Here is a 13174-nt window from a genome sequence, read left to right on the forward strand (position 1 = left end):
CGTCACGTACTCCTCCCGTCACAGCTTTGCCACAGGGGCCGTGGAACCGGCACATTCTCCAACCGAGCGCGAGTCTGCGACTACTGGGAGTCATCACAGTTGCGCCGCGATCACGGTTCAGAGCGCTGATTGCCACACACAGTGACCATAACCGTGAAGGTCTGCTAAAACCCGCAGCCCACTCGACCATCTACGTGTGACTTTTGTAAGAATGGGTAGGTGCCCAGCCTTCTCCTCGTTGAAGACGATCCGTCGATCCGGATGGCGATCGAGCTCGCGCTGACCCGCCAGGGTCATCAGGTCGCGACCGCCGCCACCGGCGAGGAGGCCCTTGAGCTGTGGCAGACACAGCGCCCCGAGCTCGTCGTGCTCGACGTGATGCTGCCGGGCCTCGACGGATTCGAGGTCTGCCGCCGTATCAGGCGCACCGACCAGGTGCCGATCATCCTGCTGACCGCGCGCAGCGACGACATCGACGTGGTGGTCGGGTTGGAGTCCGGGGCGGACGACTACGTGGTCAAGCCGGTACAGCCCCGCGTGCTTGATGCGCGCATCCGCGCGGTGCTGCGGCGCCAGGGCAACGGCGTGGCCGACATCGGCGACACGGCCGTGTTCGGCGACCTGGTGATCGATCGGGCCGCGATGACGGTCACCCGGGGCGGCGTTCCCATCTCGCTGACGCCCACCGAGCTCAAACTGCTGGTCGAGCTCTCCCGCCGGCCCGGCCAGGCCCTCTCTCGACAGCAGCTGCTGCGCCTGGTCTGGGACCACGACTACCTCGGCGACTCGCGGCTGGTGGACGCCTGCGTGCAGCGGCTGCGGGCCAAGGTCGAACTGGTGCCGTCCGACCCGCGGCTGATAAGGACCGTGCGCGGGATCGGGTACCGGCTGGACCCGCCGAGGTGACCGGCGGGTGAATCGAAAGACACCGATGCCGCGCGGCACGGCCGCTGGCTTCTCCCCCGGGCCGGACGACGCCTGGGAGCGCGAGGCGCGCAGACGGCACACCCACACCGGCCTGCACCGGCGCCGGCTGCGGCTGTCCGGCATGCGCACCCGGCTGTTCGTGGGCTTCGCCGCGGTGGCCCTGATCACCGCGGCGATCATCACCGCCTCCTCGTACTTCCTGATCCGCGACGCGCTGCTGAGCCGGGTCAGCAGCAACGCGAACACCCAGCTGATCGCGGACGTGCAGGAGAACGGCCAGCAGCTGCAACAGTCCAGCTCGGGCCAGACCGACGTGCAGATCGCCGACGCGATGGCGAAGAACGGCAGCGGCGGCGTGGTCGTCGTGCTGATCACGCCGCACGGCACCTCGGCCAGCAACTCCCAGTTCAGCGCGCAGAACATCCCGAAGGCCTTCCAGGTCGCCGCGCTGGACCAGGTGGTGCAGCAGCGCACGGTCGTCAACGGCACGCCGTACCTGCTGACCGGCACGCAGATTCAGCCGAACGGCCCGCAGGTCTACCTGTTCACCTCGCTGGACGCCGAGCAGGCGATCCTGACCGAACTGGTGACCATCGGCGCGCTCTCCGGCGGGCTGGCGCTGCTCGGCGCCGGCGGCGTGGCGTTCCTGGCCACCCGCAACGTGCTGGTGCCGATCCGGCGGCTCGGCCACGCCGCGCGGATGCTCGGGCAGGGCAACCTCGACGTGCGCATCGAGGTCAAGGGCACCGACGAGATAGCGGACGTCGCGCTGACGTTCAACGAGACCGCCGAGGCGCTGGCCCGGTCGATGGCGGAACTGCGCGCGATGGACGCGGCGTCCCGCCGGTTCGTCGCCGACGTCTCGCACGAGCTGCGCACCCCGCTGACCGCGATGACCGCGGTGACCGAGGTGCTGGAGGACGTCGAGGACGCCGACCCGACCACGGTCTCCGCCGCGCACCTGATCGCCAACGAGACCAAGCGGCTGGCCCGGCTGGTCGAGGACCTGATGGAGATCTCCCGATTCGACGCGGGCACCGCGGCGATGCGGATCGAGGACATCAACCTGCCCGAGCTGGTCGAGGCGACGCTGGCCACCCGCGGCTGGACCAGCAAGGTGACGGTGACCGCGCCGCCGATGCTGGCCACCCGGATCGACGCGCGGCGGATGGACGTGGTGATCGCGAACCTGGTCGGCAACGCGCTCAAGCACGGCGGCGAGCCGGTCGCGCTCAGCGTGTTCGACGACGACGCGTTCGTGGTGGTGCAGGTCGCGGACTCGGGGCCGGGCATCCCGGCGGAGGCGCTGCCGCACATCTTCGACCGGTTCTACAAGGCGGACAAGGCGCGCGGCCGTTCCGAAGGCAGCGGTCTCGGCCTGTCGATCGCGTTCGAGAACGCCCGGATGCACGGCGGCGAGCTGTCGGCGGGCAACCGTCCGGGAGGCGGAGCCGTCTTCACCCTCAGGTTCCCGAAGGGCGTCCTCGGCGAGGCCTCCACCGCGCCGGACGACCCCGTGCTGGGTCCGGCGACGGAGCCGGGAAACCTCGGTCGACTGGGAGTGAAGACGTGAGGCCGAGGCGGCCGTCCGGACGCGACGCGAAGCGGCGGTTGCGGCGCGGCGCGCTGCTCGCGGCGCTGCTGCTGCCGACCGGCGCGGCCTGCGGGATCCAGCCGACCGGAATCATCGTGCTCGGCGCCGCGCCCGCAGCGCAGCTGGCCTCGCCGGCCGCACCGTTCGACACCTCGCCCGGCTCGACGCAGTACCTGGTGTTCTTCTACCAGAACGACCGGCTCGCCCCTGCCTACCGGTCCACGAAGGGCGGGGTGGGGGTGTCCGAGCGGATAGTGCTCGAAGCACTGGTCATGGGTCCGACACAGGCCGAGCAGGCCGCGGGCTACAGCTCGGCGGTCCCGTCGGGTCTGGTGGCCAAGCCGCGCGCCAACGGGCTGCTCGGCGCCTACAACCTCAGCCAGCCGCTCGGCCAGCGGGCGAAGTCGCAGTTCATCTGCACCATGCAGTACTACGACCAGATCGAGTCGATCGGGATACAGGTCCAGGATTCCAACGTGATCTGGAACGCCTGTTCGGACACGACCAACCAGTACATCCCGATGAGGGGTGAGGCGTCGGCGGCCCCGAGCCCCGGCACGGGCGGCTGATCCACACGCGCCGGGCTCGGTTCACGCAGCGCCGGTGTCAGTCGTCGTCTTCGTCGCCGCGCAGGTCGCTGTAGCCGTTGATGATCTGGTCCGCGATGGCGTCGAGCACGTCGTGCGTCAGGAACCCGGCGTCGATCGCGTTGAGCGTCACCAGTTCCAGGTCGGACAGGTCCCAGCCGAAGTTCTCCGCCAGCAGGCCGAACTCGCGGCTCATCGTGGTGCCGCTCATCAGCCGGTTGTCGCAGTTGACGGTGATGTTGAAGTCGAGCTCGTAGAGCCGCTGCACCGGGTGCGCACCGAACTCGCCGGCGACGCCGGTCTGTAGGTTCGAGGAGGGGCACACCTCCAGCGGGACCCGCTTGTCCCGCACGTAGGCGGCGACCAGGCCGAGTTGCGCGTCGTCCTCGGTGAACGCGACGTCCTCGATGATCCGCACGCCGTGGCCGAGCCGGTCCGCGCCGCACAGCAGCGCCTCGGCGATCGACGACGGGCCGTCCGCCTCGCCGGCGTGGATGGTGAAGCGGAAGAACTGCTCGCGCAGGTACTTGAACGCGTCGGCGTGCAGGTTCGGGCCGAAGCCGAGCTCGGGCCCGGCGATGTCGAAGCCGGCCACGCCGCGGTCCCGGTGCCGCACCGCCAGCTCGGCGATCTTCAGGCTGTGACCGGGCTCGGTGTTCTGCCGCATCGCGGTGACCAGAGTGCCGACCTTGATGAAGTGGCCCGCCTCGGCGGCGCGCTCCTCACCCTGACGGCAGCCCTCGTTGACCGCCTCGACGACCTCGTCGAGGGTCAGGCCGCCCCGCAGGTGCTGCTCGGGGGCGTAGCGGGTCTCGGCATAGACGACGCCGTCGGCGGCCAGGTCCTCGACCGTCTCGGCGGCGACCCGGCGCAGCGCGTCCGCGGTCTGCATGACGGCGATCGTGTGGTCGAAGGTCTCCAGGTACCGCGGCAGCGAGCCGGAGTCGGCCGCGTCGCGGAACCAGAGGCCGAGCTTCGCCGCGTCATGGGTCGGCAGCCCGGCGTAGCCCGCGGCGTCGGCGAGTTCAATGACGGTCTGCGGACGCAGGCCGCCGTCGAGGTGGTCGTGCAGCGCCACCTTGGGCGCCTGCCTGATCTCGTCCGGTGTCAAGAAATTCGTTTCAGTCACCGCAGTACCTTATGCGCTAACCCGCTCAAGGATGAGCGAACGTGCGGCGAAGTCCTCCCCGTGACCGGAACTCCCGTCCGGGCTGATCGCGTACGAGCCCCGCAGGTCGTCGAGCGCGGTCTCGAACCGCTCGGGCGTGTCCGTGTGCAGAGTGAGCAGCGGCGTCCCGGCGAGGACCGGGTCACCGGGCTTCGCGTGCAGTTCGACGCCCGCGCCCGCCTGCACCGGATCCTCCTTGCGGGTGCGGCCGGCGCCGAGCCGCCACGCGGCGACCCCCACGGCGAGCGCGTCGAGCCGGGTGAGCGTTCCGGTGACCGGCGCGACGACCACGTGCCGCTCCCCGGCGGTCGGCAGTTCGGCCGCCGGATCGCCGCCCTGCGCGCGGATCATCCGGTTCCAGACGTCCATCGCCGAGCCGTCGGCCAGCTTCTCGGCCGGATCGACACCGTCGATCCCCGCCGCCGCCAGCATCTCGCGGGCCAGCGCGAGGGTGAGCTCGACGACGTCCGCCGGACCTCCCCCGGCCAGCACCTCGACCGCCTCGCGCACTTCGAGCGCGTTGCCCGCGGTCAGACCGAGAGGGGTGTCCATGGCGGTCAGCAGCGCCACCGTCTTGACGCCGTGGTCGGTGCCGAGCGCGACCATGGTCTCGGCGAGCCGGCGGGCCTGCTCCCGGTCCTTCATGAACGCGCCGGAGCCGACCTTCACGTCGAGCACCAGCGCCCCGGTGCCCTCGGCGATCTTCTTGGACATGATCGAGGAGGCGATCAGCGGGATGGACTCGACCGTGCCGGTCACGTCCCGCAGCGCGTAAAGCTTGCGGTCGGCCGGGGCCAGCCCGTCGCCGGCCGCGCAGACCACCGCGCCCGCCTCGCGCAGCACGGCGAGCATCTGATCGTTCGTCAGCGAGGCGCGCCAGCCGGGGATCGACTCCAGCTTGTCCAGCGTGCCGCCGGTGTGGCCGAGGCCGCGGCCGGACAGCTGCGGCACGGCCGCGCCGCAGGAGGCCACCAGCGGGGCCAGCGGCAGCGTGATCTTGTCGCCGACTCCGCCGGTGGAGTGCTTGTCCGTGGTGGGCCGGTCCAGCGCCGAGAAGTCCATCCGCTCCCCGGTGGCGATCATCGCCTCGGTCCACCGGCCGATCTCCCGCCGGGTCATCCCGTTGAGCAGGATCGCCATCGCCAGCGCGGACATCTGCTCGTCGGCCACGGCGCCGCCGGTGTAGGCGCGGATCACCCAGTCGATCTGCGGGTCCGTCAGCTCGCCGCCGTCACGCTTGGCACGGATCACGTCGATGACGTTCATGAGGCTCTCTGTTCCAGATGCTCGGGGCCGAAGGGCTGGGGTAGCACCTCGGCCATCCTCAGTACACCCTGCGGGGTCTCGACGAGCAGCTCCGGCCCGCCGTGCTCGTAAAGCAGCTGCCGGCAACGGCCACAGGGCATCAGCGGCCGTCCGGCGGCGTCTACACAGGCGAAGGCGACGAGCCGACCGCCGCCGCTCATGTGCAAGGCCGAAACCAAGCCGCATTCGGCGCACAGCGTCAGGCCGTACGAGGCATTCTCGACATTGCAGCCGGTGACGACACGACCGTCGTCGACCAGCGCCGCGGCGCCGACCGGGAACTTCGAGTACGGCGCGTACGCCTTGCCCATCGCGGCCAGCGCCTCGTCCCGCAACGCGGGCCAGTCCACATCCATCATGGGGTAATCATCACCCCTTGACGTAAGGCTGGTTCTCGGCGGCGGGGGCGCGCACGATGCCGCCGAGCGACGCGACCACGAACACGGTCGCCAGATACGGGGCCATGGACAGGACCTGGCCGGGGATCGGGGTGCCGAGCGGGGCGAGCGAGTTGTTCAACCCGCCGGCGAAGCCGAACAGCAGCGCCGCGCCGAGCGCGCCGACCGGCGACCAGCGCCCGACGATCAGCGCGGCGAGCGCGATGAAGCCCTTGCCCGCGGACATGTTCGTGGTGAACGAGCCGACCTGGCCGATGGTGAGCCAGACCCCGCCGAAGCCGGAGACCAGCCCGGCCAGGATGACGTTGCGGTAGCGGATGCCGAGCACCTTGACGCCGACGGTGTCCGCCGCCCTCGGGTGCTCGCCGACGGCGCGGGTGCGCAGGCCCCAGCGGGTGCGGAACAGGCCGACCTGAACCACCGCGACGATCACGAAGGTCGCGTAGAACAGCACGTTCTGGTCGAACAACACGTCGCCGATCACCGGGATGCTCGCCAGCCCAGGGATCCGGATCGACTGGAAGACCGGCGGCTGGTTGTATCGCGCGGCGTTCGCCGAGAGCACCTTGTTGTAGAGGAACGTGGTCAGCCCGAGCGCGAAGACGTTGAGCACGACGCCGAGCACGACCTGCTCGATGTGGTACCGGATCGCCAGCACCGCCAGCACCGAGCCGAGCAGCGCCCCGGACAGGCAGCCCACGATCAGGCCGATCCACACCGAGCCGGACATCGACGCGGCCATCGCCGAGGAGAACGCGCCGAACAGGAACTGCCCCTCGATCGCCACGTTCACGATGCCGGAGCGCTCGCAGACGATGCCGCACAGCGCGCCGAGGATCAGCGGGACCGACACGATGAGCGTGTTCTGCAACACCCCGGGCAGGCTGACGCCGCCGAGCGCGCTGGTTCCGGCCGAGGCCCAGACGAGGAACGCGATGACGAACGAGGCGACGTAGCCGACGGTCAGCCAGCGGCGGCCGACCGCACTGAGCGGGACGAAGACGCGCACCACGCCACAGGCGACGCAGATCAGCGAGAAGGCGACGGCGACCGGGGTGGCCGGGAACCGCTGCATGCCCAGCGCGCCGGGGGCGTTGGGGTTCAGCGCCATGCCGACCGCGGCGCGTGCGCCGTGCGCGGTGCGCGAGCCGAGCCCGAAGGCCCACACGGCGTAGGCGCCGACCAGGGCCTGTGCGGCGCCGGGGATGAGCCGGGCGCGGTCGATGCCGCGGGCCGTGGGCGCGGCGATCTCGGCGGTGGTGGCGCTCACGCCTGGCCTCCAGTCGGGACGGCGGCGCGCCGGGAGCGCAGCCGGAAGAGCTCCTGCACCAGTCGCGGAGCCGCGACGAAGATCACGATGACGGCCTTGATGACGGTCACGATGTCCACCGGCAGCTGCGCGCTGGCCTGCATGACCGAGGATCCCGCGTTGAAGGCGCCGAACAGCAGCGCCGCCCCGACGATGCCCCAGGGCCGGTTGCGGCCGAGCAGAGCCACGGTGATCGCGTCGAAGCCGAGCCCGGCGTCGATGTTCGGGCTCAGCGAGTTGTCGTTCGGGTTCGTGGTGCCCAGCGTCTGCACGACGCCGACCAGGCCGAACAGCAGCCCGGACAGCCCCATGGCGAGGATCTGGGTGCGCCCGACGTCGATGCCGGCGATCCGGGCCGCGCGCGGGTTGATGCCCAGCGCGCGCACCTCGAAGCCGAGCTTGGAGCGCTTGAGGAACCAGGCCACCGCGACGGTGGCGGCCAGCGCGATCACCAGGCTGACGTCGGTGCTGACGGAGTCGCCGAACAGGTGCGGCAGCCGGGCGTCCGCGTCGGCGGGCTTGGAGACCGCCTGCCCGAGCTTGGCCGGGTCGTGGAAGCCGTTGGCGTTGAGCAGGTACCCGAGCAGGTAGAAGGCCACGTAGTTGAGCATGATCGTGACGATGACCTCGTGCGCGCCGCGCCACGCCTTGAGCCAGCCGACCACCGCGCCGTAGAGCGTGCCGCCCAACGCCCCGGCGAGGATCGCCACGAGCACGTGCAGCCCGCCGGGCAGGTGCCAGGCGAAGCTGACGTACGCGGCGAAGATCGCGCCCGTGATCAGCTGGCCCTGGCCGCCGATGTTGAACAGGCCGCCGGTGAAGGCCAGCGAGACCGCCAGGCCGCCGAAGATCAGCGGGGTCGCGTTGAGCAGGGTGTTGCTGATCGGGCCGAAGAACTGCGCGGGCGTGCCGTTGACCGTGGCCGGGTCGAAGACCGCGCCCTTGAACAGCGCGGTGTACCCGTTGGAGATGTCGTGCCAGACCGCGGAGAGGAAGTCGCCGGGCGAGGCGAAGAAGTAGCTCGCCTTGCCCAGGGTGTCGGTGTCCGAGACGACCATCAGGATCGCGCCGACTACGAGCGCGATGACGATCGCGAGCAGCGTCACCAGCAGCGAGTTCTCCGCGGTGAAGACGTTGCGCGCGGCCGCGCTCAGCCCGCCGAGGGGCTCCTGCGGCTGCGGTTCCTGCTCGGTGGTGCTGTCGCTGGTCATGAGCTCTCCCGGCTCCCTGCGTCCTCGCCCACCGCTTCCGTGGCCGGGGCGGCCCCGCCGTCCGTGATGCCGGCCATCAGCAGGCCGATCTCGTCCCGCGAGGTGTCCGGCGGCACCACGCCGACGATCTTCCCGCGGTACATGACCGCGACCTTGTCCGCGAGGGCGAGCACCTCGTCCAGTTCGGTGGACACGATCACCACCGGCCGGCCCTGGTCCCGTTCGGCCACGATCCGCCGGTGGATGAACTCCTGCGCGCCCACGTCCACGCCGCGGGTCGGCTGCGAGGCGACCAGCAGCCGCAGCGGCCGCGACATCTCCCGGGCGACCACGACCTTCTGCTGGTTGCCGCCGGACAGCTGCCCGGCCAGGTGCGCCGGATCGGTCGGCCGGATGTCGAACTCCTCGATGCGTGCGCGTGCGTTCTGCTCGATCGCGCCGAGGTCGAGCGAGAGCGCCCCGGCGAAGTCCGCGGACTTGTACAGGTCGAGCACGAGGTTCTCGGCCACGGTGAAGCCGCCGACCAGCCCGTCGTGCGAGCGGTCCTCGGGCACGAAGCCGACTCCGGCGTCCAGGGTCTGCCGCGGCGTGCGCCCGACCAGCTGCCTGCCGTCCAGGGTGATCGAGCCGGAGTGCACCGGGGTCAGCCCGAGGATCGCCTGCGCCAGCTCGGACTGGCCGTTGCCGTCCACCCCGGCGATGCCCAGGATCTCGCCCGCGCGCACCGTGAAGGAGATGTCGTCCACGGCCCGGTTGCCGTGCTGGTCGAGCACGGTCAGCCCGGCGACGTCGAAGGCGGCGGCGCCCGGCTGCGCGGGCTGCTTGTCGACGGTCAGCCGCACCTCGCGGCCGACCATCATCGAGGCCAGCTCCTGCTCGGTCATCTGCGGGGTCGCGCTGCCGACCACCCGGCCGCGGCGGATCACGGTGATCCGGTCCGCGATCGCCCGGACCTCCTTGAGCTTGTGCGTGATGAAGACGATGGACTTGCCCGCCGCGCGCAGCGTGTTCATGACCGCGAACAGCTCGTCGATCTCCTGCGGGGTGAGCACCGCGGTGGGCTCGTCGAGGATGAGTACCTGCGCCTCGCGCACCAGGGCCTTGACGATCTCGACCCGCTGCTGCACGCCGACCGGCAGGTTCTCGATCCGGGCGTCCGGGTTGATCGGCAGGCCGTAGCGCTCGGAGACCTCGCGCACCTGACGGCGCGCCCTGCGCCGGTCCAGCCAGCCGAACGCGTTGCCGAAGCCCGCGGCCACGGTCTCGTCGCCGAGCACCACGTTCTCCGCCACGGTGAACACCGGCACCAGCATGAAGTGCTGGTGCACCATCCCGATCCCGGCGGCGATCGCGTCGCGCGGGCCGTGGAAGGCGCGCGCCTCGCCGTCCACCACGATCTCGCCCTCGTCCGGGTGGTAGAGCCCGTACAGGACGTTCATCAGGGTGGACTTGCCCGCGCCGTTCTCGCCGAGCAGGCAGTGGATCTCGCCGGGCTCGACGATCAGATCGATCCGGTCGTTGGCGACCAGCGACCCGAACCGCTTGGTGATGCCGCGCAGTTCCAGACGCACCGTCAGACCCTTCCGTGCGTAGCCGTTGCGTGCCTCAACACACATACGGCGCGTCCGGCCAGCGCAGACCGCGGCCGGACGCGCCCCAAGCGCGGGCCGGTCAGCCGGTGGGCTGCGACTTCGACTTGATGGTGATGGTGCCGCTGATGATGCCCTGCTTCACCGTGTCGAGCTCGGCGGTCAGGCTCGCCGGGATCTTGCCCTCGAAGTTGTGGTACGGCGCCAGGCCGGTGCCACCGTTGGCCAGGGTGCCGACGTACGCGGTCGGGTCGAAGGTGCCGGACGAGGAATCGTCGACCGCCTTGGTCACCGCGTCCGCGATGCCCTTGAGCACCGAGGTGATCAGCACGTTCTGGTACTGCGGGGCGGCGGTGAAGCCGTCGGTGTCGACCCAGATCGCGTTCATCCCGCCGTTGGACTGCTGCGCCTCGGCCAGCGCGCCGAGGCCGGTGCCGCCGGCCACCGGGAAGACGATGTCCGCGCCCTGGCTCAGGAAGCCCTGGGCGATCTGCTTTCCGGCGTTCTGGTCGGTGAAGGACTGGGCGAACGAGCCCTGCTGGGTGGTCTCGTTCCAGCCGAGCACCTGCACGTGAGTGCCGTGCTTGGAGTTGTAGTACTGCACGCCCTCCCAGAAGCCGTCCATGTAGACGGTGACGGGGGCGATGTTCAGGCCGCCGAAGGTGGCCACCTTGCCGGACTTGCTGTAGCCGGCGGCCAGGTAGCCGCCGAGGAAGGCGCCCTGAGCGGTGTTGAACTCAAGGCCCTTGATGTTCGGGGCGACCGAGGACGAGTCCACGATGGCGAACTTCTGGCCGGTGTGCGCCTTGGACGCGGCGGTGGTGGCGTCGGCCATCAGACCGCCGACCGTGACGATCAGCTGGCAGTTCTCGGTCACCAGCGAGCCGATGTTCGAGGAGTACTGGTTCTCCGTGGTGGACTGCACGTAGGAGACCGTCGCCTTGCCGTCCGACTGCGCCTTCTGCATACCCGCCCACGCGGCGGTGTTGAACGAGTGGTCGTCGATACCGCCGGTGTCGGTGACCATACAGGCCTTATAGCTGCTGGCGGCGGCACCGCTGCCTGACGCGCTGGCGCCAGGGCTCGAAGGCGTGCTGACCGGCTTGGACCCACAGGCCGCGGCGGCCAGGCCCACCACCGCGAGCGCCGCCACCAACTTGGTCTGCTTCACCGATTACCTCCTGAGAGAAGACCCGAGAGACAAGAACTGCGGCGACACCGTGCCGATCCGGCTCTTCGACCTCGACCGGGGCTTTCTGCGGCGGCTTCGGGCTCGCCCGCCGCTACGCGTCGGACGACCCTGCGCCGCCGGCGCCGGTCGGCGTCGAAGAGGCGCCGATTCAGCGAGAATAGATCGCGGCGACCGGCGTACCGGACGAAGTCTTTCCCAGTGTGCGGAACGCAACGGGTCCGACTGGAACCCGAGATGAAACTGTGATGCGCAGCGGTCGCGGACATACCGCCAGCATCGCGGAAAGCCAGGCCAGTAGCACTTCGGATGGCTGTAAACGGGCTAAGAGGACACGCAACCCGATAAAAGGGTGCGCGGATTGGTGGCCGGACTCACGTGCCGATGGACGTCGCCTGGCGACGGTGTCGTCGGCGCCGCATGGTGTCGCTCATGCGGCTAACACCACGTAGCGCTGCGACGCCCTCTGTACCCCCGCCACGCTCAGCCGTCAACCCGCACCCAGGCGGCGCCAGCCGCATGCGCTGCACCGTCGGCAATCCACCCCCGCGCACCCGCTAACTCAGTGGTTGGCGCCTCACACCCGAGCGTGGTCGGCGGCCATGGCCGCCTCCGCGAAGAGCCGCACGCCGACCGCGATGGCGGCCTCGTCGGCCACGAAGGTCGACTGGTGCAGGTCGCGCGGGGTCGGGTCGCCCGGGGTGCGCACGCCGAGCCTGGCCATCGCGCCGGGCACGTGTTGCAGGTACCAGGAGAAGTCCTCGCCGCCCATGGACTGCTCGACCGCGACGATCCCGTCCGGGCCCGCGCCCCCGGGCACGGACAGCGCCCGGTGCGCCGCCTCGCGCAGCAGTTCCACGACGTGTTCCTCGTTGACCACCGGCGGCACGCCGCGCACGTACTCCATTTCGGTCTTGGCCCCGTAGACGGCGGCGATCGAGTCCACCAGTTCGTGTATCAGGTCCGGGGCCTGGCTCCAGGCGCGCTGGTCCATGGCGCGCAGGGTGCCGCGCACCTCGCCGTACTGCGGAATGGCGTTCGAGGCGTGCCCGGCGTTGATCTGGCCCCACACCACGGAGACCCCGCCGCGCGGGTCCATCCGCCGGGAGAGCGCGGCGGGCAGTTCGGTGACCATGGCGGCCAGCGCGTAGACGATGTCCACCGTCAGATGCGGCCGCGCGGTGTGCCCGCCGGGCCCGGACATCCGCAGCTCGATCGTGTCGCAGGCGGCGGTCAGCGCGCCGGTGCGCAGGCCGATCTGCCCGGCGTCCACCTTCGGGTCGCAGTGCACGCCGATGATCGAGGCGACCCCGTCCAGCGCCCCCGCGTCGACCATGTCGACCGCGCCGCCGGGCAGCAGCTCCTCGGCCGGCTGGAACACCAGCCGCACGCCGCGCGGCAGCCGCCCGGCGCGGGCCTCCTCGGCCAGGAACAGGCCGGCGCCCAGCGCGCAGGCTGTGTGCACGTCGTGCCCGCAGGCGTGCGAGACGCCCGTGACGGTCGAGCGAAAGGGCAGCGCTTCGGCCTCCTGGACCGGCAGCGCGTCGATGTCCGCGCGGATGGCCAGTCGGCCGCGCCGGTGCGCACTGTCGGCCGAGAGCTCGGCACCTATCGGGCCATCGTCGTCGATGGGGTCGATGTCGCAGATCACGCCGCAGCCGTGCGGAAGGACCTTCGGAACCAGGCCCGCGGCCTCAAGCTGCTCGACGAGCCGTTCGGTGGTGCGCCGCTCCTGGCGACCGAGCTCGGGGTGCGCGTGCAGGTCCCGCCGGAATCGGAGCAGCTCCGGCTCCTGCCGGGCCAGGAATGCAGAGAGCCGCGACGACGCGGTGTCATCGACGGCTCGATCCCGGGCTTGCGGCAGCGGACTCATTCTCATTCCCCTACGGTAGACCGT

11 protein-coding genes are annotated in these 13174 nt (G+C 70.7%); 3 read left to right on the top strand and 8 right to left on the bottom strand.

The window, feature by feature from the left end; translation table 11 throughout:
* Window positions 1-219 precede the first annotated feature (219 nt).
* The 3 genes from VGS97_RS05455 to VGS97_RS05465 are packed head-to-tail and all read left to right on the top strand — an operon-like array spanning window position 220 to window position 3090.
* A complete protein-coding gene (locus VGS97_RS05455; protein WP_326852101.1) occupies window positions 220-906 on the top strand; it encodes a response regulator transcription factor in 687 nt (228 codons plus the stop codon).
* 7 nt (window positions 907-913) lie between these two features.
* Window positions 914-2500, top strand: a complete 1587-nt coding sequence (locus VGS97_RS05460; protein WP_326852103.1) for a HAMP domain-containing sensor histidine kinase — start codon at window positions 914-916, stop codon at window positions 2498-2500.
* Entirely contained in the window at window positions 2497-3090 is a 594-nt protein-coding gene (locus tag VGS97_RS05465) for a hypothetical protein (RefSeq protein ID WP_326852105.1), read from the top strand. The genes VGS97_RS05460 and VGS97_RS05465 overlap by 4 nt, the downstream gene beginning before the upstream one ends.
* Before the next feature lie 37 nt (window positions 3091-3127).
* Here the strand turns inward: VGS97_RS05465 and VGS97_RS05470 are convergent, their stop codons facing one another.
* The 8 genes from VGS97_RS05470 to VGS97_RS05505 all read right to left on the bottom strand — a co-directional run bounded on the left by VGS97_RS05470 (window position 3128) and on the right by VGS97_RS05505 (window position 13150).
* Window positions 3128-4237: an adenosine deaminase gene (locus tag VGS97_RS05470; RefSeq protein ID WP_326852107.1), complete on the bottom strand. Its 1110-nt coding sequence runs from the start codon at window positions 4235-4237 to the stop codon at window positions 3128-3130.
* 9 nt (window positions 4238-4246) lie between these two features.
* Entirely contained in the window at window positions 4247-5542 is a 1296-nt protein-coding gene (locus VGS97_RS05475) for a thymidine phosphorylase (protein ID WP_326852108.1), read from the bottom strand.
* The gene (locus tag VGS97_RS05480; protein ID WP_349261989.1) at window positions 5539-5940 is read right to left on the bottom strand and encodes a cytidine deaminase; all 402 of its coding nucleotides are present in this window, start codon (window positions 5938-5940) and stop codon (window positions 5539-5541) included. The genes VGS97_RS05475 and VGS97_RS05480 overlap by 4 nt, the downstream gene beginning before the upstream one ends.
* A gap of 10 nt (window positions 5941-5950) precedes the next feature.
* A complete protein-coding gene (locus VGS97_RS05485) occupies window positions 5951-7249 on the bottom strand; it encodes an ABC transporter permease (RefSeq protein WP_326852109.1) in 1299 nt (432 codons plus the stop codon).
* Window positions 7246-8499 (bottom strand): ABC transporter permease, encoded by a 1254-nt coding sequence (locus VGS97_RS05490; RefSeq protein WP_326852110.1) that lies wholly within the window; start codon window positions 8497-8499, stop codon window positions 7246-7248. The genes VGS97_RS05485 and VGS97_RS05490 overlap by 4 nt, the downstream gene beginning before the upstream one ends.
* Complete coding sequence (locus tag VGS97_RS05495) at window positions 8496-10070, bottom strand: ABC transporter ATP-binding protein (RefSeq protein ID WP_326852111.1); 1575 nt, start codon at window positions 10068-10070, stop codon at window positions 8496-8498. Before VGS97_RS05495 ends, VGS97_RS05490 begins: the two co-directional genes overlap by 4 nt.
* Before the next feature lie 100 nt (window positions 10071-10170).
* Complete coding sequence (locus VGS97_RS05500) at window positions 10171-11259, bottom strand: BMP family ABC transporter substrate-binding protein (protein WP_326852112.1); 1089 nt, start codon at window positions 11257-11259, stop codon at window positions 10171-10173.
* Between the two features lie 595 nt (window positions 11260-11854).
* Window positions 11855-13150, bottom strand: coding sequence for an amidohydrolase (locus VGS97_RS05505; protein ID WP_349261992.1), 1296 nt, complete (start codon window positions 13148-13150; stop codon window positions 11855-11857).
* Window positions 13151-13174 lie beyond the last annotated feature (24 nt).

The sequence above is a fragment of the Actinocrinis sp. genome (genome assembly GCF_035946395.1).
Classification (GTDB): Bacteria; Actinomycetota; Actinomycetes; order Streptomycetales; family Catenulisporaceae; genus Actinocrinis.

What these genes read in the sequence shown, in the direction of transcription:
- VGS97_RS05475 (WP_326852108.1), bottom strand. Translation starts at nt 5,542, where the DNA reads ATGAACGTCATCGACGTGATCCGTGCCAAGCGTGACGGCGGCGAGCTG.
- VGS97_RS05480 (WP_349261989.1), bottom strand. Translation starts at nt 5,940, where the DNA reads ATGATGGATGTGGACTGGCCCGCGTTGCGGGACGAGGCGCTGGCCGCG.
- VGS97_RS05490 (WP_326852110.1), bottom strand. Translation starts at nt 8,499, where the DNA reads ATGACCAGCGACAGCACCACCGAGCAGGAACCGCAGCCGCAGGAGCCC.
- VGS97_RS05505 (WP_349261992.1), bottom strand. Translation starts at nt 13,150, where the DNA reads ATGAGTCCGCTGCCGCAAGCCCGGGATCGAGCCGTCGATGACACCGCG.